Source organism: Pedobacter chitinilyticus (assembly GCF_003313385.1).
GTDB classification, from domain to species: domain Bacteria; phylum Bacteroidota; class Bacteroidia; order Sphingobacteriales; family Sphingobacteriaceae; genus Pedobacter; species Pedobacter chitinilyticus.
On sequence record NZ_QMHN01000001.1, the window covers coordinates 400,258 to 420,973 of the forward strand.

General features: G+C 38.1%; 21 protein-coding genes. 7 read left to right on the plus strand and 14 right to left on the minus strand.

The features are described 5' to 3' along the window. Positions 1–44 precede the first annotated feature (44 nt). From DUT70_RS01665 to DUT70_RS01685, 5 genes are all read right to left on the minus strand, one after another. A complete protein-coding gene (locus tag DUT70_RS01665) occupies positions 45–506 on the minus strand; it encodes a DinB family protein (RefSeq protein ID WP_113645565.1) in 462 nt (153 codons plus the stop codon). A gap of 48 nt (positions 507–554) precedes the next feature. Next, the gene (locus tag DUT70_RS01670; RefSeq protein ID WP_113645566.1) at positions 555–1,394 is read right to left on the minus strand and encodes a ThuA domain-containing protein; all 840 of its coding nucleotides are present in this window, start codon (positions 1,392–1,394) and stop codon (positions 555–557) included. A 68-nt stretch (positions 1,395–1,462) separates the two neighbouring features. Continuing rightward, positions 1,463–3,886 carry a S9 family peptidase gene (locus DUT70_RS01675; protein ID WP_113645567.1) on the minus strand — a complete coding sequence of 808 codons (2,424 nt, stop codon included), beginning with the start codon at positions 3,884–3,886 and terminating at the stop codon, positions 1,463–1,465. A gap of 102 nt (positions 3,887–3,988) precedes the next feature. Then, complete coding sequence (locus tag DUT70_RS01680) at positions 3,989–5,344, minus strand: hypothetical protein (protein ID WP_113645568.1); 1,356 nt, start codon at positions 5,342–5,344, stop codon at positions 3,989–3,991. 7 nt (positions 5,345–5,351) lie between these two features. Beyond that, positions 5,352–5,900, minus strand: a complete 549-nt coding sequence (locus DUT70_RS01685) for an RNA polymerase sigma factor (RefSeq protein WP_113645569.1) — start codon at positions 5,898–5,900, stop codon at positions 5,352–5,354. Between the two features lie 243 nt (positions 5,901–6,143). On the opposite strand from DUT70_RS01685, the gene DUT70_RS01690 reads away from it, so the two are divergent. Further along, positions 6,144–7,451, plus strand: coding sequence for a DEAD/DEAH box helicase (locus DUT70_RS01690; protein ID WP_113645570.1), 1,308 nt, complete (start codon positions 6,144–6,146; stop codon positions 7,449–7,451). On the opposite strand, the gene DUT70_RS01695 is transcribed toward DUT70_RS01690, so the two are convergent. Then, positions 7,448–8,059 carry an alpha-ketoglutarate-dependent dioxygenase AlkB family protein gene (locus DUT70_RS01695; protein ID WP_113645571.1) on the minus strand — a complete coding sequence of 204 codons (612 nt, stop codon included), beginning with the start codon at positions 8,057–8,059 and terminating at the stop codon, positions 7,448–7,450. The genes DUT70_RS01690 and DUT70_RS01695 overlap by 4 nt on opposite strands. Positions 8,060–8,191: 132 nt before the next feature. On the opposite strand from DUT70_RS01695, the gene DUT70_RS01700 reads away from it, so the two are divergent. Then, a complete protein-coding gene (locus DUT70_RS01700) occupies positions 8,192–8,548 on the plus strand; it encodes a four helix bundle protein (protein WP_113645572.1) in 357 nt (118 codons plus the stop codon). A gap of 24 nt (positions 8,549–8,572) precedes the next feature. Here DUT70_RS01700 and DUT70_RS01705 read toward each other — a convergent pair whose 3' ends face one another. Further along, positions 8,573–9,427, minus strand: coding sequence for a bifunctional helix-turn-helix domain-containing protein/methylated-DNA--[protein]-cysteine S-methyltransferase (locus tag DUT70_RS01705; protein WP_113645573.1), 855 nt, complete (start codon positions 9,425–9,427; stop codon positions 8,573–8,575). A gap of 114 nt (positions 9,428–9,541) precedes the next feature. Here DUT70_RS01705 and DUT70_RS01710 point away from each other — a divergent pair, with 114 nt between their 5' ends. Then, positions 9,542–10,093 (plus strand): hypothetical protein, encoded by a 552-nt coding sequence (locus tag DUT70_RS01710; RefSeq protein WP_113645574.1) that lies wholly within the window; start codon positions 9,542–9,544, stop codon positions 10,091–10,093. A 525-nt stretch (positions 10,094–10,618) separates the two neighbouring features. Here the strand turns inward: DUT70_RS01710 and DUT70_RS01715 are convergent. Together DUT70_RS01715 and DUT70_RS01720 are read right to left on the minus strand one after the other, a co-directional pair. Continuing rightward, positions 10,619–10,825, minus strand: coding sequence for a helix-turn-helix domain-containing protein (locus DUT70_RS01715; protein ID WP_113645575.1), 207 nt, complete (start codon positions 10,823–10,825; stop codon positions 10,619–10,621). Between the two features lie 3 nt (positions 10,826–10,828). Then, on the minus strand, positions 10,829–11,365 hold the full coding sequence (locus DUT70_RS01720) for a DUF2975 domain-containing protein (protein ID WP_113645576.1): 537 nt from the start codon (positions 11,363–11,365) through the stop codon (positions 10,829–10,831). Between the two features lie 137 nt (positions 11,366–11,502). Between DUT70_RS01720 and DUT70_RS01725 the strand changes: the two genes are divergently transcribed. Both DUT70_RS01725 and DUT70_RS01730 read left to right on the plus strand, forming a co-directional pair. Beyond that, positions 11,503–12,081 (plus strand): nitroreductase family protein, encoded by a 579-nt coding sequence (locus DUT70_RS01725; RefSeq protein ID WP_113646527.1) that lies wholly within the window; start codon positions 11,503–11,505, stop codon positions 12,079–12,081. A 16-nt stretch (positions 12,082–12,097) separates the two neighbouring features. After that, entirely contained in the window at positions 12,098–12,619 is a 522-nt protein-coding gene (locus DUT70_RS01730) for a GreA/GreB family elongation factor (RefSeq protein ID WP_240431994.1), read from the plus strand. 88 nt (positions 12,620–12,707) lie between these two features. Here DUT70_RS01730 and DUT70_RS01735 read toward each other — a convergent pair whose 3' ends face one another. Next, a complete protein-coding gene (locus DUT70_RS01735) occupies positions 12,708–13,070 on the minus strand; it encodes a winged helix-turn-helix transcriptional regulator (protein WP_113645577.1) in 363 nt (120 codons plus the stop codon). A 77-nt stretch (positions 13,071–13,147) separates the two neighbouring features. On the opposite strand from DUT70_RS01735, the gene DUT70_RS01740 reads away from it, so the two are divergent. Then, positions 13,148–14,029, plus strand: coding sequence for an NmrA family NAD(P)-binding protein (locus tag DUT70_RS01740; protein ID WP_113645578.1), 882 nt, complete (start codon positions 13,148–13,150; stop codon positions 14,027–14,029). Positions 14,030–14,099: 70 nt separating this feature from the next. Here DUT70_RS01740 and DUT70_RS01745 read toward each other — a convergent pair whose 3' ends face one another. Together DUT70_RS01745 and DUT70_RS01750 are read right to left on the minus strand one after the other, a co-directional pair. After that, the gene (locus DUT70_RS01745) at positions 14,100–14,963 is read right to left on the minus strand and encodes a polysaccharide deacetylase family protein (protein WP_113645579.1); all 864 of its coding nucleotides are present in this window, start codon (positions 14,961–14,963) and stop codon (positions 14,100–14,102) included. Between the two features lie 12 nt (positions 14,964–14,975). Continuing rightward, the gene (locus DUT70_RS01750; RefSeq protein ID WP_113645580.1) at positions 14,976–15,863 is read right to left on the minus strand and encodes a polysaccharide deacetylase family protein; all 888 of its coding nucleotides are present in this window, start codon (positions 15,861–15,863) and stop codon (positions 14,976–14,978) included. A gap of 197 nt (positions 15,864–16,060) precedes the next feature. Between DUT70_RS01750 and DUT70_RS01755 the strand changes: the two genes are divergently transcribed. Beyond that, positions 16,061–18,565, plus strand: a complete 2,505-nt coding sequence (locus tag DUT70_RS01755) for a S9 family peptidase (protein WP_113645581.1) — start codon at positions 16,061–16,063, stop codon at positions 18,563–18,565. Positions 18,566–18,878: 313 nt separating this feature from the next. Here the strand turns inward: DUT70_RS01755 and DUT70_RS01760 are convergent, their stop codons facing one another. Beyond that, the gene (locus tag DUT70_RS01760; RefSeq protein WP_113645582.1) at positions 18,879–19,745 is read right to left on the minus strand and encodes a glycoside hydrolase family 25 protein; all 867 of its coding nucleotides are present in this window, start codon (positions 19,743–19,745) and stop codon (positions 18,879–18,881) included. 224 nt (positions 19,746–19,969) lie between these two features. Next, entirely contained in the window at positions 19,970–20,620 is a 651-nt protein-coding gene (locus DUT70_RS01765) for an outer membrane beta-barrel protein (protein ID WP_113645583.1), read from the minus strand. Positions 20,621–20,716: the final 96 nt, after the last annotated feature.

Here is a 20,716-nt window from a genome sequence, read left to right on the forward strand (position 1 = left end):
GAATGTTCTACTCGGGGCTGGGCAATAGGAAATCCGATGGTTAATTACACCAGTTTTTTCATCATCAAACTACAGCCATAATGTAAGCCATCATGAGAAGCAATAAACTTTACAGCGTCTTGAACGCTTTCCAGCTTGAGGCCTTTGTAGGTACTAATGGTGTAAGGAAAGTAGTTGTTGAACTTGTCTGTCGCTAAATCGCTTTCCAGCTGATCAATAAGCGCTAATAAATCGTGTTTAAGTTGTGCTATTTCTTCTGCCGAAATGAAACTCTCGGGTTTAGAACCGTTCCTGTATTTCTCTACTAAACTAGGGTCTATCATCAACGCATTGTTGCTTAACTTGTAGCATAACAATTGTTGGCTAACAATTAAGTGGCCCATTTGCCAAGCCAAATTATTGTTAAAACCAATAGGGATTTTGTTCAGTTGTTCGGTGGTTAAATCTTCAATTAAGAATAGCAATGCTTTGCGGCTAGCTCTAATGATTTCTAATATTTTGTCCATAGTGTAGCAAATATAAAAGGCTGCGGTTAAATAATGGCGATTGATGAATTACTTTTTTTGCTTTCCAAGCCACAACAAACCATTGATGATGAATTGGTTTTGCTGCTCATTGTTAAAAGTATGTGATAAGGTTTTCACGTCTTTGCCATACTTGTGTTCATAGTCCATATCATTATGTCCCATGTTTACGTAAATCATTTTGTAGTTTTTATTGGTCCACGCCACGGGGTAATCGCCCTGATGCCATATTTCATGCGCTTTAGGACCTGTGCCTAATGGAAAGCTGGTCGAATCTACGCTAAGTAATACCGTGATATTTGGATTGGTGCGCAAGTTCTTTTCCCATTTGTACCACTCATTAGGCTGCGATTTAAAGGTTTTAGGTAGATTTTTAGTAGCGTCGTGCTTTGCATTAACGGCCAAAATAGCCGAAGTAGGTCGCCAGGTATTGCCTTTATATTGACCAGAACCTAAAAACTCATCATGGTACCAATCCCAATTTTGTGAATAAGCCGATTGATTAAGCGCAAAAGCGGAGAAGTGAAAGCCCATCCATGCCCCACCATCTTTCATATAGTTTTCAAAAGCTTTGCGTTGGGCAATGTCTTCTGGTCTGGTATCTAGAAAAAGCACTACCTGATATTTTGCCAAGAAATTGGTGTTCATGTTACTCCAATTACTCGTAGTGTCATACTCAAAATGATACTTTCTGGCCATTGCTGGAAACCACTGATTGGCCTCCTTTACATAGCTTACATGCGCCATGTCGTTTTTCCCAGTAAAAAATGCAATGACTTTAAATTTGCTAGGCTTTTGGGCAATAGCAGTAAAGGAAAAGCAGGAAATCAGGATAAAAAGTAGAAGTTTTGGAGAGAGGGGATGGTTCATGAATAATCAAATGGTTTAAATAAAAAAGGGCAGTGTTTCCACCGCCCTTTAAATATACAAATGATTAATTATTTTGCTGCTGTTGGTTTAGCATTTTTAACATAAGTATCTAACCATTTGTTGGTTTCCCAAATCATATGTAAGATATTTTCTTTAGCTCTGTAACCATGTGCCTCATAAGGTAGGTAAACAAAACGAGTAGTGCCGCCATGACCTTTAATGGCATTAAACAAACGCTCGCTATTGATTGGGAAAGTACCTTGGTTATCATCCATTTCACCGTGAATCAATAGGATAGGGGTTTTAATTTTATCGGCATAGCTAAATGGACTCATTTCATAGTACAATTGTGGCGCTTGCCAGTAAGTACGGTCTTCATTTTGGAAACCGAAAGGCGTCAACGTTCTGTTGTAAGCACCACTGCGAGCAATACCTGCTTTGAACAAATTGGTGTGTGCCAATAAGTTTGCTGTCATGAAAGCACCGTAGCTATGACCACCCACAGCCATTCTGTTTCTATCACCAACACCCATTTCGCTTAATTTGTTAATGGCAGCTTCAGCATTCAGTTTCAACTGCTCCACAAATGAATCGTTAGGTTTTTTGCCATCTTTAGCAACAATTGGCATTTCAGCATTATCCAATACGGCATAACCTTGAGTGACATAAAAGATCGGCCCGCCAGAGCTGATGGTGATGAATTTATTTTCAGAACCTCTAATTTGAGCCGCATCACTTGCCGAGTTAAACTCACGTGGGTAAGCCCATATCAATACAGGAAGTGGTCCGTCTTTCTCTTTGTTGTAACCTTTTGGCAAGTATAAATCACCAGTTAAGTCAATACCATCAGCACGTTTGTAAGAGATTTTTTGTTTACTAACGCCATCTAAAGCGGTATATGGATTGGTGAAGTTGGTGATTTGTCTATCCGCTACACGAAGCATTAAGTTTTTAACGAAATAGTTAGGTACTTCGGTTTTACTTTCTTTACGCGTTAGCAATACCAGTTTTTGAGGGTCTAACACATCGGTAACCACTTCAAAAGTGCCTTCTTGACAACGCCATAAAATTTCTGATTTCTTAGTTTTTAAGTCGAATTTGGCTAAGAAAGGTAAATCGCCTTTAGGAGAAGCACCAGTTGGGTTGTTCAACAAAAGTTTGGTGCCATTGTCGGTCGTTAAAATGACCTGACGACCAAATTTGTTTTTCTCGGTTACTGGCGTACCTGGATTATTGTAAGCATCAGTAGTGTTGAGCTCGTAAAGGGTTTCTAAACTACCTGTTGTAGGGTTGAAAAGACTTACTTTACTACTTTGCTTAATTCTAGAAATTTCTCTAACCAAAGCTAAATTGGCATTTCCCCAGCTTACTCCAGCAAAACGGGTTTTGGTTTTGAAAAGTTCTTTATTTGCGCCAGTAAATGGTGCTTTTAATTCATAAACAGCATCATGAAATTCTACGTTTTTCTTGATTAAACCACTATCTAAGGGTTGTGCCCAAACCACAGAAGCAGCTTCGTCATCTCTCCAATCAAAACCACGAGGAACATTTTGTACGTTGTCGTAACCTGAAGGGCGAACTTCGCTAGAAGGCAATTCTGCTAATACCTTAACGGTTTTTCCCGCTCTATCAATCACTTTAACCGTTGATGGGAAACCATAAGCAGCTACTAAATAAGAGAATGGCTTTTTAATGGTACGTACCATCATGTAGTTTTTGTCTGGCGATAAGCTTACTGAGCTATAAATAGCAGGCGCACCTATCGGGGTTTCTACACCAGCTTTGTTTTGTACCAATTGAGAAGTGGCAAAAAACTCAAATAACTGCTCATCATATGGCGACTTAATTAAATCTTGGATGGTAGCACTTGGTGCTACTTTACCTAAGTTTTCTTGTACGGTTGGGCCTTTTGGTGCTAACGGGCGTTTTGGCGCAGCACTTGCAGGTTTGGTCGCTACTTGATAAATCAAAGTATTGTCGTCTACCCATACCAAGCCAGCACCCAAAATAGCATTTAAAGGTTGCTTGTTGATTTTGGTAGCTTTTGCAGTAGCCACATCAATCACATAAAGGTCAATTCTATCTGGAGCGGTTTGGGTAAAGGCAATTTTGGTTTGGCTTGGGTTCCAACGGGTATTACCTGCATATAAAGTAGCAGGAAGACCAGTAACAGGGCTGGTTTTTCCCGTTTTGATATTTTTTAAGCTAAAGCTGTTTACAAAAGTTTGACGGCTTGGCGAGTAATTGTTTGGATTGATACGCATGCCTGCAATTTTGTATTCGGGCATGGCCAATTCTTCAATAGAAGGATAAGGATTACGTTCGCTAAACAAAATCCATTCTGCTTTGCTATCAATACTAACCCCTGGAGTGGGTTTAGCCAATAACAAATCTGCCATCACTTTCGACGGTGTTTGGTAAGTAATAGCGTCTTGTGCTAAAACTGTTCCTCCAAAACCTAAAAGGAATAGGTTAAGTATGATTTTTTTCATTTTACAATATGTAAGTTTAATTGATAAGATAAACTTACATAGTTTAAATGATTTTAGCTTTTTGTATCAAAAATTTTGGATAAATACGCTATTTGGGAGTATTTATTTTTTTGAACCGTTAAAATTAAATTTCAGGTTAAGCCCAGCCGAGCTAATTCTTAAGTTCTTATCACCCATTGTCCCTAATGCAGGTTTATAATAAGGTTCAAAAATCAAAGTGTTTCTGCCTAGGTTTTGGTTAATCCCAATGGCAATAATGGCGCTATTGGCAAAGTCGAAGCCTCTCAAAGAGCTTTTCTCAGTTTCTTGTCGCTGTTGCGCCTCTCCATTTTTAACTTGGAAATTACTCCAGCTATAATTGTAGGTGTATTTCTGCGAAAGATAGGAGGTAGAGTTAATCCCTGTAGAAATATAGAAATCCTGCTTTTTAGTTGGGTAAAATTTCACCGCCATAGGTAAGTCAATGGTGAGCAGTTGTCCGTTAAAGCTCACATCATTAGTAGCGGTAGCCGAATAAACGGTAGAAGAAGGTGCTAAACTCATGGCGTTATCTCTAGCCGCAAACATTGAAGTAGAAACTTCCATTGGAACCTTATTCTCATAACTTACTTTGTTTTGGCTAATGCCCGCACCAAAGCTAAATACAAGATTTTTGGTGACTTTCACATTGGCATTTAAACCAACACCAGCACTTAATTTGGCTTCATTGTTGTCGTGGTAATTAAAGAAAGTTCCCGTATAAACATCTAAGGTTGTTTTTGAGCTGCTATTTTTTTCTAAGTTTTTATTGTTATTGCTCGCTAGCTTTTGGCTTTCCTTGTTCAAAAAATCTTCGGTAGATAATTTCTTTGGCGGCGTTTCCTTTTCTACAGTGTTTTTAGGGGCCTCACCTTGAGCTATTCCTGCAACTTGGTTATTTTCAACTTTAGTGTTGGTGACCATACTGCCATTATCCACTACTACTGCTGTTGTTGGCAGATTGTTTTTGGTAGTTTCTACAGGAGAAACTACATTTTTATCGGGCTGTTTCTCACTAACTGCAATGTTGCTGGCAATAAGCGGATTTTCGGTAATCACCTGCTCGCTAGGTAGTGTAGCTTGTTGCGTTGGTTTTGGTACCAAAGGTGGATTTTCAACCGTCGCTACATGATTTTCAGTAATCGAATCATTTTGAGGGCTAATGTGGTCGCTATGGATGGTTGAAGGCGTTTCGGTTTTTTTGTTTTTAGCGTTTTGTAAAATCGATTTGCTGGTGTTAAACACCTCTCCAAAATATAACCCCATCACCAAAAGTAAGCTCGCAGCAATGCCACTTAACCACCAAATGGGCAGCTTTTTGTTTTCCTTTTCAGGGAATTTCTTGCGTAAGTCGGCCCAGCCCTGTTCGCTCAGACCGTCGTCGTAATCGTCGAAAACGACTTTTATTTGTTCTATTAGTTCTTCGTCACTCGCTTTCATCGCTCTTTTATCTTGTGTAAATGGAGTGGGTTGCCAATAATTGTTGTAAAGCCTGCTTTGCCCTGGTTAAATACGTTCTCGAAGAACTTTCAGGGATGTTAAGCATGCTGCTTATTTCTTTATGCGAGTAGCCGTCAATTTCGTAAAGGTTGAAAACGGTACGCTGCAATTCGTTTAAATGTTTCATTAGTGCCAAAATATCTTGAGCGCTAAGTTTGTCAATCACGGAGGTATGGATGCTTTGCGGAATAGTGTCGGTAAGCTCCAAAGCTTCACTAAAACGCATCGATTTTCTTTTATGGTCTAAGGAAGTATTTACCAAAATCTTTCTGAACCAAGGTTTGAAATCATTTTCCTCATTAAAACTGCCTATGGATTTGAACACTTTGATGAAACTATCGTTGGCCGCTTCCAAGGCATCATCTCGGTTATTCAAATAGCGAATGCAAATACCCAAAGCGTAGCCATAAAACTGTTTGTACAGCAATTCCTGATAACGAAGGTTTCCCTGTTTGCAGTAAGATATCAGCTCATTAAGGCCTTGCTTTTCACGCATGCACTACGGTTGTTTTGGCTAAAATAATTTCTCTTAGGGCTATAAAAATAAGCTATATACCTCTTTTTCGTACAAAATGATGTTAAATACCATTCGCACAACGTAAATAAAATCGGTTAATCCACACCCATACGTATGCATTTTCAAAAACGCTACACCTGCTGCAATAAATTTGGTAAAAGCCTTATTTTTCTGTTAAACAATTAATATCCGTAAATTTGTCCCTCAATTAAATTTTTAAGCGTGTCGTTAGAGCAGTTAAAGTTAAGTAAGCCATTGGTGTCAACCATGAGTGCATTGGGTCATTTGTCGGCAAAGGAAATGCAATTAAAAACCATGTCCCGTATTTTAGGCGGACAAGACATTATTGCCATTGGCCCCGAAGGAAGTGGTAAAACCACCACTTATGTATTGGCCACTTTAATGCGCTTAAAAACAGGCGGAGGCGATGCACCAAGGGCACTTATCTTGGTTCCTTCTAAGGAAAAAGTGTTAGAGGTGCTGGAGTATTTCAACCAATTGAACAAAAACAGCACTTTCAACATTGTAGGTATTCATGCCGACCAGTCTATTGATGAGCAGGTAGAAGAATTGACCGATGGGGTAGATATTGTAGTGGCTATTCCTTCCAGAGCTAGGGCTATTTACCTTAAACTGGGGCTGAATACTAATAAAATCCAGATGATGGTGGTTGATGATGCGGCCGATATGGTGAAACAAGGTTTGCAATTGCCCATTAACGAGCTGGCAAACAGCATCCAAAAATGTCAGCACTTGGTGTTTACGGAAGTAATGCACGACAGATTGGATAAAATGATTGCCGATTTTATGTTCATGCCTACCACCATTGAGGTAGAAGAACTATCGGAAACAAAGGTGGAAACTTATCCTCAATTGATCTATCAAGTACCTAATTTCCGTACCAAACTGAACTTGCTTAATTTGTTATTGAAGGATACAGAGGTGTTTGATAAGGTGGTGGTTTTTGTAAATACCCGATTGACCGCCCAAACCTTGTCAAAAGACTTATTTGATGGCAAAGCCGAAGATATATTTGTTTATAAACCCCTATTTTTTGATGAAGCAGGCTTTGAAAGTTTAGAGGCATTTAAAATAAATGAAAAGGCCCGCGTGCTTATTGTAGCCAACGAAAACTACGACGAAGCAAGTTTGACCAATATCCCTTTTATCATTCATTTTGAGCTACCTGAAGATAAAATGCTTTACATTAACAGAGTCATTAAAAAGGATGAGGTGGATTTGGTTGCCTTGAATTTTATCACTGATTTAGAATTGCCTCAACTTCGTAAAATAGAACAAGCCATTGGCCATAAATTGGAAGAAGCTGAATTGCCTGAAGACCTCAAAATTGAGGATGTCGGTAAAGCGACCAAGCAAAAAACCAAACGAGCAAAAGAGCTAGAGCGTCAGCAGGCAGAAGAAGAAGCTTTTAGGGAGGCAGCGTTTCAGCAAAAGAAGGAAAGTAACGCAAAAACAACCAATTACAGCAGTGGTGAAAAAGCAAAGATGAATAAGCTGCGCAATCACTAAACTTCTACAATTGTTCTAAAAGTTAAATTTATTCTTGGTGTATGTGCTTTTTTGGTGGGAGGTAAGCGATGTAACCAATGCGTTTGCGTAGTACCTTTCATCATCAATAAACTGCCGTGTTCCAGATAAAGCGAAATATTGGTTTTGTCTACCTTGTGCTTGAATGAAAATTTACGCTCTACACCAAAGCTTACCGAGGCAATGGCGCCATTCTTTTTCAGGTCTTTTTCTCCGTCGCTATGCCAAGCCATTCCCTCGCAGCCATTGTGATAAAGGTTTAATAAACAAGAATTAAAGGTCTCACCCGAAACGAGTTCAATTTGCTGTTTCAGTTGAAGAAGCTCGGGTGTCCAAGGCAAAGCAGTTTTAGTGATGTTTGAATAAGTGTACTCAAATGGTCTTTCTCCATACCAAGCTACTTTTCTTTTGGTGACAATCAATTTCCCGAAAATTACCGCCTGATCGTTTTCCCAAACAATATTTTCAAGCAGATGACGGTAAAAGAAATCAGCTTCTGCTTTACTGAAAACCTTGCCGTAGTAGTTCACCGTTCCCTCTTTTGGAAGGAGGTTGAAGGAAGCAGGAGGTTGGTTGTTGAATAGGTCCATTGTTAGGGGGTAGGAGATAGGAATTAGTTTCTAGGAATTAGGGGTTAGGAGCTAGGAGTTAGGGATTAGTTGTTGGCAAATAAGACATAATTTGTTATTTTCAAATTTACTTATGATAAACTAATACGATCTATGGCTATTAAATGTTTTGAAGATATGATAGCTTGGCAAAAAGCGCAAGACTTTGCTGTGGTTATTTATAAAGATTTTAAAAATAATAACGATTGGGATTTCAAAAACCAAATTTGTAGAGCTTGTATTTCTATTTCAAATAATCTTGCTGAAGGATTTGATAGGGGTACAAATCCAGAATTTAGAAGGTTCTCTTACATCGCTTTAGCATCCAATAGTGAAGTGAAATCAATGCTTTATCTCGCCTTAAGGTTAAACTATATAGACGAAATCAGATTTAAAGCACTTCTTTTAAGAGCGGAAGAAATCGCGAAAATACTTAACGGACTTATCAAATCCCTAGCTCCTAACCCCTAACCCCTAATTCCTAGCTCCTAGCTCCTAACCACCAGTCCCTTCCTTCACAAAAGCCTGTTCCCATCCAATAATGGCCGTTTTACGCGTAGTGCCCCACATATAACCACTAAAAGAGCCGTTGCCCTGTATTACACGATGACATGGAATCAGAAAGGCAATGGGATTACTACCGATGGCAGTACCTACCGCTCTTGACGCATTCGGATTTCCCAGTTCATTGGCAATTTGGCCGTAGGTAGAAAGTTTACCCATAGGGATTTTAAGTAACGTTTCCCAAACCTTTAACTGAAAATCAGTCCCTTTTAAATGCAGCTTTACATCCTGCAATTTCGACCAGTCGTTCTGGAAAATGAATAGCGCATTTTGTTGCATTGCATCTAAGTGCTGTTTATAATTTGCATTCGGAAATTTAGCTTTCAATAGCTCCAATGCCTGATTTTCATCTTCATAAAAAGCCATATAACAAACTCCTTTAGCCGTAGAGGCTACCAGCAAATTTCCAAAATGGCTGCTCGTAAAACTATAGTTGATAACGAGCTCGGCGCCGCCGTTTTTATATTCAGCAGGAGTCATTCCCTCAATATTCACGAATAAATCATGCAGCCTGCTGGTGCCAGAAAGTCCCGTTTCAAAGGCCACATCAAACAAATTGGCCTGTTCCGTTTGCAATAAACGTTTGGCATAGCTTACACTTACATACTGTAGGAATTTTTTTGGGCTGGTGCCCGCCCATTCCGTAAATAAACGTTGAAAGTGGAAAGGACTCAAGTTCACATTTTCGGCTACTTCCTCTAAATCAGGTTGATTCTTAAAATGCGTACTGATATAGTCAATCGCTTTGGCTACTCTTTCGTAGTTCAGCTGTTGTTGCGTTTTCATGTGCTTTAAATTTATACAAATATCCCTACAGTAAGTCGTTTATTAAATCCGAAACTTGCTTTTTTAAAACTCTTTTTCTGCAGCAAGCTTACAATTGTTAATTTCGTTATAGCGATGAACGAGCAATTGATTAACGAAATAAAAACAACCCTACAAAAAAGCAAGGTCACCAAACTGGCCACGATCTCTATGCAAAATGAGGCAGCCATTAAAGAAGTGATTGACCTTACTTTTCATCCAGAGGAGAAAATCGCTTTTAGGGCAGCTTGGATTTTAGAGAATATATACGAGAACAATCCTAGTAACTTTGTACCATTTGTCGCTTATTTCCTCGATGGCTTTTCGAAGCAAAACAATTTATCGGCACGCAGGCACTACTCGAAAATATTGGCACTGCTCAGTAAAAAGAATGCATTGCCAGAAATAAAGGAAATGTTGATGAATTATGATACAGAGAAGCTGGTAGAAACCACTTTCCAGTGGTTAATTGACGAACAAGTGCCCGTAGCTATCAAATCACATTGCTTAAATATTCTGGCTAATTTCACCACTATTCATCCATGGATTAAAGAAGAACTTTTGCAAACGATGGATTATTTGGTGGATAAGGAAAGCATCGCCTTTTTTGCAAAGGTGAAGCAAATCAGAAAGCAGCTGAAAGCTTGAATTCAATAATTAGAATTGGACAAAAGCTGCGTTAAAAGCTGATGCTAACCTGTAGCGAAGCGGAAAGCTGCGCAGTAAAATAAACAGCAAAGCGTTCTTGAAGGCCAAAATCAATAAAAGCTACTGGAAAATTCAGCATGACGTTGAGCTTACACCTGGCGCAACTAAGCCAATATTTTCATGGGAAAAATTATCGAACTGAGGTGATTTGCCTTTGCGATACTTTGCGAGAACTTCAAAAAACTTTGCGGTAAAATTAAACACCAAGAAAAAATACTCACCGCAAAGGAAAATAAGAGTTACGCCAAGAACGCAAAGGTATTTTAGTTGATTAATACCTGATTCAATAATTAAAATTGGACAAAAACTGATGCTGACCTGCAGCGAAGCGGAAAGCTATGCAGTAAACCGAGCCTTGGCGAGCTAACCGAAGGTAATTTATTTCAGGGTCTGCTGCACAGAAAACAATGTATATCTTTAAAAACCAAATCAATAATTATCGAACTCAGGTTCAAAATAAAGTAACTACTCTTCTACGTACTCCAAAATATCTCCTGGCTGACAGTTCAAAGCTTTACAAATGGCTTCTAAAGTGCTAAAACGTACTGCTTTTGCCTTTCCTGTTTTTAAAATTGAAAGATTGGAAAGGGTAAGGTCTACTTTTTCGGAAAGTTCGTTTAACGACATCTTTCGCTTTGCCATCATTACATCTAAATTTACAATGATTGCCATAGTTTATACAGTTAAATCAATTTCATTTTGGATTTCTACTCCTTTTTTGAAAATGGTAGCAATAATATAAATTACAGCTCCCATTAAAATAAAAGCCTGACTGTCCGTCCAAAATTGGTTTAAGTTGTCGACGATAAAACCGTGGTGCATTAAATTTTTAACTAAATGTCTGGCAATATAACTTAATAGTCCAATTGAAATGGTAAAGTAACTAATTTGTGAAATTTGTTTCGCCACAAAAGTATTAAAAGGCTTTGATAAATCCATTTTATGCATTAGCCTGATAACTACGTAAAATAGGTAAGCTTTTAAGATTGAAATGATCAGAATGAAGCTATAAATATTAAAAAAGACTAATTTACTATCATTATATATTTCAGATAAGTCCAACTTCTGATAAAGGTTTTGAACAAATTCTGGCTTATACAGGCTAAAAAAGAAATTTACGACTAAACCTCCCGCTTCAATGGCCAAGCCTACAAAAATGAGCCAAGCAACAATGTATAAGGCCCAGAATACGAAGTTATTTGTTTTCGACATTGTTATGAGTTTAAAATTTATATTTCAAATATAAATAAATATTTATTGTTTTTCAATAAATATTATTCAAATAATAAGATTTTTCAATTTTACAAATGCTAAACATTAATGCTGTTCGTAAAATGTTATTTTTGAAAATGAGTTCAAAAGCAGAAATTTTATCAACGATTATAAAGAACAGGAGAAGCATTTTTCCTGAAAGTTACACCCAACAGGAAATTCCTACATCCGTAATTGAGCAGATTTTAGAAAGTGCCAATTATGCCCCAACCCATAAATTAACCCAGCCTTGGCGTTTCACGGTCATCAGAAAAGAAGGTAAAGCTAAACTGGGTGCCGAGTTGGGTAGGATTTATAAAGAAACGGTTCCAGCCGAAAAGTTCCTTCAGAAAAAATACGACAGTTTTGGACAAAAAACATCGCAGGCTGAAGTAATTTTAGCCATCAATATCCAGTTTCATGAGGATAAGTTGCCAAATTGGGAAGAAATTGCAGCAGTAGGTTGTGCTGTACAAAACATGGCCTTAACCGCAGAATCTTTAAATGTGGGTGCTTACTGGAGTTCGCCGCCATTGATTGACCACTTAGGAGACTTTTTAGGTTTGGCCGAAAATGAGAAATGCTATGGCTTATTTTACATGGGCTACCATAATGCCGAGCAACGTGAAGCTAACCGTACGCCAATGGCCGATAAGGTGAAATGGATAGAAGGATAGTACATCTTTTATAGCAATGAGAATCAGCAAGGGAGCGTGTTTAATGTGCTTCCCTGCTGTAGCTCCTAACCAACCAAACAACTACTTGATGCAATTAAAAAACGAACTCTATCAGCTTTGCTTAAATTTTGTTGAACAGCGTATTGCTACTGCCAACGAAGCTTTGTTACAAGCCCAGCAAGCCAGTCAGGACGATACCAAAAGTAGCGCAGGAGACAAGTTTGAAACAGGGCGTGAGATGGCCCAACAGGACATTAATCGCAACAAACAGCTACTGGCTGATGCACAACAGCAAAAGGCCATCCTGCAATCGTTAAAAGACATTGGAAGTTCAGAAACTGCTCGAAATGGTAGTTTGGTCATCACCAATCAAGGGAGTTTTTACATCAGTATCAGCGCAGGTCAATTACAGTTGGAAGGTAAAACCTATTTCGCTATTTCAGTAGCATCACCTATTGGCAAATTGTTGATTGGAAAGGCAGTGGGAGAGCAAGTATTCTTTAACGGAAAAACCTATCTTATTCAAGAAATCGCTTAGCAGTTATTAAAGAAAAATATAACCACATAGACACATAGGACATTATTATAGTATTAAATTTACTATGTGCCTATGTGGTTCATCTAAGCTATTTAAAATCGCCATTGATATCCCTAAAAGCCCACTCGGCCATGGAAGTAATAATAGGCACCAAGCCATTTCCAGCGTTACTTAAATGGTAAGTCACATAAGGTGGCACCTCAGGTCTCGCATTTCTAATAATAAGTTGGTCTTGCTCTAATTGCTTCAAATGTTGAATCAGCATCTTCTCTGAAATAGCAGGAATCGCTCTTCTTAACTCACTATACCTTTTTTGCTCTCCAATCAAATGGTACATGATAATCGGTTTCCAATAACCGCCTATTTTTTCCATCACATAAGTTACGGGACATTTTTCTAAGGCATATTTCTTGTTTTCCTGAATGGTAGAGCTCTCTTTGATTTGTGCCATGATACATACTTTGGGGTAAGTACTTGTCTAAAAGTAAGTACAAATGTAGCTTTGTCTTATTATTAAACAAAAGGAAAATGAAAAAAATAACCATTACAGGTTCTCTCGGAAATATAGGTAGTAACCTGACTAAAATTTTAGTAGCACAAGGACATAATGTTACGGTAGTGACAAGCAATGCAGATAGAACAGCGGATATTGAAGCTTTGGGTGCAAACGCGGCAGTAGGATCGGTAAGTGATGTGGCTTTTTTGAGCAAAGCATTTGTAGGAGCTGACGCTGTTTTTGCCATGACACCTCCAAATTTGGGTGGTACAAATATTATCCAAAATACCGTTAACGCAGGAAAAGCTTTTGCTGAGGCCTTTGTTCAAGCAGGTGTAAATAAAGTGGTGATGTTAAGCAGTGTAGGGGCTGATTATGATAATGGAACGGGTCCAATTTTAGGCTTACACCACATTGAGGCAATATATAGAGAACTGCAAAATGTGGATGTTACTTTTTTAAGAGCTGGATATTTCTACACCAATTTTTTCAATGATATTCCGTTGGTGAAGCATGCGCAGATCATGGGTGGTAATTATTCGTCAGAAGCTAATTTGCCATTGGTACATCCAAAAGATATTGCGGTAGCTGCGGCCGAAGAGTTGAATACAGCTGTGACTGGAAAAAACGTGAGATACATCGTAAGTGATGTGCAACAACCTAAAAACTATGCTAAGGTGTTAGGGAGTGCAGTTGGCATTTCAAATTTACCATGGGTTCAATTTACAGATGAACAAGCGCTAGAAGGGATGCAACAAGCAGGTTTACCACAAGAAATGGCAGCTCTTTATACAGAAATGGGACAGGGAATCAACAGTCATAAATTGACAGATGATTTCGAAAAACAAGGTTCTCCAGTAACAGGTACCATCAAGATTGCTGATTTCGCAGCAGAATTTGCAGCGAAGTATTAAGAAGGGTAGCACAAATAAAAAGGCTCAAACCATTTAAGTTTGAGCCTTTTTCATTTCATTAATAATCGTTTTACTTAAAACTCTTTTTAATGCTATGCAATAGATTTCTGGCCGTGTAATTCCCTGGGTCAATAATTCTCCTAATGGTGTATAAAGGATAATTTTCGTCTCTTTTGGTAGAGAGGATGAAAGCGGCTTTGAAACCGTGTTCCTTTAGTTTTGGTAACGAACTACTCTTGTAAACACCGTAAGGGTAAGCAAAGTATTCAATCTTTTTGCCTGTGATTTTTTCCAGCTTTTGAGTAGGCTCGTCAATTTGTGTTTTCCAATCCTCCTCGTTAAATTTAGCAAAGTTCTTATGGTCGTAGGTATGACTGGCAATCACATTGCCCTGATCAGAAAGTTCCTTGATTTGTTGAGCATTCATGTAGGCAATTCTTCCTTTTTTGCCAATAGAAACCGTCATGATGAAATAAACACCTTTAAAACCGTATTGCTTTAAAGTAGGATAAGCCACGGTAAATTGGTCCAAATCAGTATCATCGAAAGTGAACATAATTGGTTTTTTTGGAAGTGCTTTACCATAAACCAAATAGTCATAAAGCTGGTCGGGAAGTATCGATTGATAACCACTATCCGCCAACATTTTAACGTGTTCTTTAAACTTAGTAGGAGAGATGATGTCATCCTTTGCTCGATTCCCATCACTAGGTAACCATTCTCTTATTTGGTGATAACACAATACTGGCACTTCTTTTCTAGCTAAAATAGTCGCTGCATCAGCCGTTTTTAAAGTGTCGGTAGTGGGTGTTGCTGTAACAAATGAAGTATCGGTGGCTTCGGTGGTCGCACTTAAGCTTTTTTCTCCCGAAGAAGATTGACAGGCGGTAAAAATAATGGGGCATATGAATGCCCCAAGTATCAATTTTTTCATGTAAAGTAAAGCTTAAAAACTTTTTACAATGCTGTTGTGTAATGTTTTTGGACTCCAGTAGCCGCTGGCAATAATACGACGAACGGTGTAAAGCGGCTCGTTAGGGTCGCGTTTGTCGGCCAAGGCAAAAGCCATTTTGAAACCACGTTTTTTAAGCTCAGGAATACCTTGTGAGTTCCACAAACCAAATGGATAAGCAAAATAATCAATTTTTTTGCCTGTAATTTCTTCCAAACGTTTGGTTGGTTTATCTAACTGCTCTTCCCAATCCTTACCCTCATATTTTTTGAAGTTTTTGTGGTCGTAAGTATGGCTCCCAATCACGTTACCTTCATCAGATAACTGCTTGATTTGGTCTGAGCTCATATAATCTACAAACTTTCCTTTTTTACCAATAGAAACGGTCATAATGAAATAAACCGCTTTATAGCCGTGCTTTTTTAATAACGGATTTACCACCGTAAACTGATCCAAATCAGTATCATCAAAAGTGAGCATGATTGGTTTTTTGGGTAGTGGTTTGCCTTCGTTTAAATAAGCATAAAGTTGGTCTGGTAAAATGGTGTTGTAGCCACTATCAACCAACATTTTAATATGATTTTTGAAATTCTCAATCTCAACAATATAATCTTTGCCAACCTTACCATCCGTAGGTTTCCAGTTACGTACCTGGTGGTAGCATAAAATGGGAACCTGTGGTCTTTCTAAAATCGTTTTAGCATCTGCAACTTTAATGTTTTTAGTATCAACAGGGGTGCTTTGATTTTCGGTTTGTTCAGTGCTGGCCACATTAGTTACGCTATCCTTAGTTTCACTATTTTGAGCAGTTTGGGATTTTGATTGACATCCAGCTCCATAAACCAGTGCCAATGCCATAAGAGGTAAGAAAAATCTTTTCATAAAGTACTTAAATACGAACAAAACTAAGCAATAACATCAGAATTGGTAGTGGTGTTGATAAATATTTACCCATCCTTTTAAAAAAAATAAAAGCTTGGATGAAAACTCACTCAATTATTACATAAAAACTGTTATGCTCACATCTTTTTGATTTAAATTAGCTTACTCAAATTTCAATTACTTAACTAACTAAATACATGAAAAAACTCTACTTGTTCTCACTGTTAGGTTTGTTTTCGGGGATGGCGGCCAATGCGCAAACCAAAACAATTACCACTACAGAAACGCTTCAGGTACCACAAAAAGCTAATTACCAAATGGCAGCCCGTTTTTCGCCTAGCAAATTGCGAAAAATGATTTATTCTACCAGTGTAGACCCACATTGGCTCAAACAAACCAATCGTTTTTGGTACGAATACGAAACACCTAACGGAAAAAATTGGTATATCGTTGAACCCGCTTCGAGAAATAAAAAGCAACTTTTTGACCCTGCGAAGCTGGCGGCAGAGATTACTTTAATTACCCGAGATCCATTTGATGCTCAACATTTGCCAATAGAGAACCTAAAATTCAGCAACGATGAAAAGTCGGTGACTTTTGAAATAAAAAGTACCATTGACGAAGTAAAGCCAGATAGAAAAGATAAAAAAGCAGCCGATTCGATGCAGAAGAAAATCTTCAAATTCCAGTATGAACTGGCTGGCGGCAAACTCATAGAAATCAAAAATTTTAAAAGACCAAAAGCAAAACCAAATTGGGGTGCAGTAGCGCCAGATTCTTCTGCCATCATTTTTACGCGTAACTACAATCTTTTTTGGATGGATAAAGCCAACTATCAAAAGGCTTTAAAAAATGAAGAAGATAGCACCATTGTAGAGCATCAATTAACCAAAGATGGCGTAAAATACTATTCTTTTGGAAGTGACGGCAGTGGTGAGAACAACGAAGAAATCATTAAAAATGATAAAAAGCGTAGAAGAGCATTTGTACTTTGGTCGCCAGATTCAAAATACTTTGTCATTCAACGCTCAGATAGCAGAAAAGTAAAAGACCTTTGGGTAATCAATAGCGTTAGCGCAGGCAGACCAACTTTGGAAACTTACAAATACCAAATGCCAGGTGAGGCCGAAGCACCACAAGATGAAGTTTGGTTGTTTAATTTCGCTCAAAAAACGAGTAAAAAATTAAACGTTGCGGCTTTTAAAGACCAAAGTTTAAATACTTACAGCAAGCCAGCGTTAAATTCTGATAGAGATAACGAATTCCGTCCAGCGGTTTGGTTGGGTGACAATGGTAAATTTTACATGGGCCGCACCAGCCGTGATTTGAAGCGTATTGATGTTTGCGTGGTGGATGTAGCTAACGGTACCGTAAAACCATTAATTGAAGAACGCTTCAATACTTATGTAGAGGTACAACGTCCTGGTTTGGTGAATGGCGGTAAAGAACTCATTCATTGGAGTGAGCGTGATGGTTGGGGGCATTTTTACCTGTTTGATGAAAACGGAAAACTAAAGAACCAAATCACTAAAGGTTCTTTTCACTGCGAGGATATTGTAAATATCGACGAAAAAGCGAGAGTGCTTTATTTTACGGCTAATGGTCGTGAAGCCAAAGAAGATCCATATTATTATCATTTGTACCGTGTAAATTTTGATGGTTCAGGTTTGAAATTGTTAAATGCAGGTGATTTCGACCATACTTCAAGCATGAATGACGATGGACGTTACTTTGTAGACAATTATTCAAGAGTAAATACCATTCCAAAATCTACTTTATACGATAATAACGGCAATAAGGTGATGGAGTTGGAGACTACTGATTTATCTTTGTTAATGGCAGCAGGTTATAAATTCCCTGAACCATTTAAGGTAAAAGCGGATGACGGCGTAACCGATTTGTATGGGGTAATGTACAAGCCTTTCAACCTCGACCCAACTAGAAAATATCCTGTGATTGAGTATGTGTATCCAGGTCCACAAACCGAAGCGGTAAACAAAGCTTTTGGCCGTAGCATGGATAGAGTGGACCGCTTAGCGCAATTAGGTTATATAGTCGTAACGGTAGGTAACAGAGGAGGTCACCCAGCACGTTCAAAATGGTACCATACTTATGGCTACGGAAACTTGCGTGACTACGGTTTAGCTGATAAAAAAGCAACTATCGAGCAATTGGCAGATAGATATTCGTTTATTGACGCTAATAAAGTGGGAATCACAGGGCACTCTGGAGGTGGTTTTATGTCTACCGCTGCCATGTTGGTATACCCAGATTTCTTTAAAGTAGCCGTTTCTGCTGCAGGTAATCACGATAATAGCATTTACAACCGCTGGTGGAGCGAAAAACACCATGGGGTGAAAGAAATTGTTTCCCTAAAAGGAGATACTTCTTTCAAGTATTCGATTGATAAAAACCCAGATTTAGCCAAAAACCTTAAAGGACATTTGTTGCTGATGCATGGCGATATCGATAATAACGTACACCCAGCAGGAAGTATTAGGGTAGCTAACGCCTTGATTAAAGCAGGCAAACGTTTCGATTTCATCATCGTGCCAGGTCAACGCCACGGTTTTGGCGACATGACAGAATACATGTTCTGGCGCTTAGCAGATTACTTCAATAACTACCTTTTAGACGATTTCTCTCAATCAACCAACGTAAATATGACGGAGATGGATAGGGAAGTAGAACGTAAGAATTAAGGAACACTTTATCAATAAAAAATCCCCAACGACGAAAGTTATTGGGGATTTTTATTTGGATCATATTTAGATTAGTAGGTGGTTAAAAAATAAAACATTACGAAATGAAGAAAATTAAGACCACATCCAATAAAACTTAATGTCTCTTAATACCTTAATGGTTAAGACTAAAATGTCCTAAGGTGTCTTAGGTGGTAAAAAAACAAAATATTGAGAAACGAAGGCCATATCCAACAAAACTTAATGTTAAAACTAAAATGTTCTAAGGTGTCTTAGGTGGTCAAAATTTCACCAATGAACTAATGAACCAAACTCATTTCACCAACATCTTCACTAACTCCGTGCTATCCCCATTAAAAGCATTAAAATCTACCACATGTCCAATGCCATTTATTTTGGCCCGATCAGAGTGCTGCCAGAATTTCCAAAGACTTTTATCCATTCGTAATTGAGCTTGATGATAATTGGCAATCCATAAATGATAATCCTCAAATTCGCCCGCCAAGTAATCCTTATAAAATTTCAATCCCGTATAGATAATCGGTTTTACCTTGGTTTTCATTTCCACGTAGTTGATGAAATCTGAAAGTTCAAGGCGCATTTTAGCAGGCGAAACGCCATCAAGACTTTCAATATCTACTACGGGAGGCAAATCACCTTTTTCGATGTTCACCACTTGCAAAAAGAATTTAGCCTGTGCTTTTCCATCTTTTTTCGGTCTGAAGAAATGGTAAGCACCACACATTAAACCCGCTTTAGGTGCCTCTCGCCAATTGCGTTTAAAGTATGGATCAACCAATAAAAGTCCCTCTGTAGCTTTAATAAAAGCAAAACTGATCTTTACCTCATCCTCTTTCATTTCTTTTACCTTAAGCCAATCAATCTTGCCCTGATAATAAGAAACATCAATGCCATGTACCGTATGCTTTTTAGGTATCTTGATATTGAAGCTATGGTAGGTTCTGTAATTGGGATCTTGCCCATAATCTTTCACCCACCGCCATGCAGATACGAAACCACTTAGAATGTATCCATAATAAAGCGGAGAAAGTAGAATAAGTAATAAGCCAGCTAAAGCCACTTTCCAAGCCATAGGGAAAGGTTTGCCTTTCTTTTTTCTTGGAGCGGATTTTCTTGGACTTACCTTTCGTACGGGTGTTTTTCTTTTCTCTACTGGCATAAATCTTAATAAGGCAAAGTTGTAGAAAAAGCGATAATTTATTCAGTGTTTGTTTGGATTTGTTTTAATGTAATATGGAAGTTGATTAGTCTTAACCATTTGCAGAAGCATAAAATATAAAATCCTTCGCTAAAGAATGGTTTCCAAGCGAAGGATTAAATGAAGTATTTCGATATGACCTTTCCCCTCTTTCATTTTTAATTGAGGAGAATTAGCTCCTAGTATTAAAAATGGAAATTAATACCTAACGACGGTTGATTTAAGTCACTTCCAAAAGAAAACTGAGTAACGCGAAAATCGGTAACATTTGGATTTGTATAATTATACTTCTGATTAAAATAGGTAAATAACCCAACTTTTAATTCTATTGCGATGTTTTTATGAGGGAAAACAGCAATTCCAGGTTGAATGCTTGCTAAATAACTTGTTGTTTTTCTATCTCTACTATAAGGGCCGATAGGTATAATTTCTTTCGTGTTACCTAACATCATACCAGCATTTACTTGCCCAAACAGTTTTATCTTTTCGTGTAAGTCTAGATAATACCTGAAAAAAGGATTAATAAGGTAGCTATGGGTTTTATCTCCTCCAATTTCGTTAGTAATTACCGTCCCATTTGCGGCGGTAGTTACTTTAGTAGGATTTCTTTTCTCGTAAGAGTATCTTAGTTCGATACCTAATAAAGCATTCTTCCCTACAAAAAATCCAGCAGAGGGACCTAAATTAAACGAAGTTACTTTTTGTTCTGTTTCCCCTTTGTAATCCATTGAGCTGAAGCCGACACCTCCACCAATAACTACTTTCCCTTTTTCTGTTTGGGCATGGCCATAAAGGCACAAGGTAACCGCAATAGCGGTTAAAAATTGTTTTTTCATATATAAATTTCAATTTGTGTGTCCCTAATGTTAGGGAAAAAAATACAGAGATTGAAATTTTGAAGATTAATTCTTTGTTAAGAATGATAATCTTGG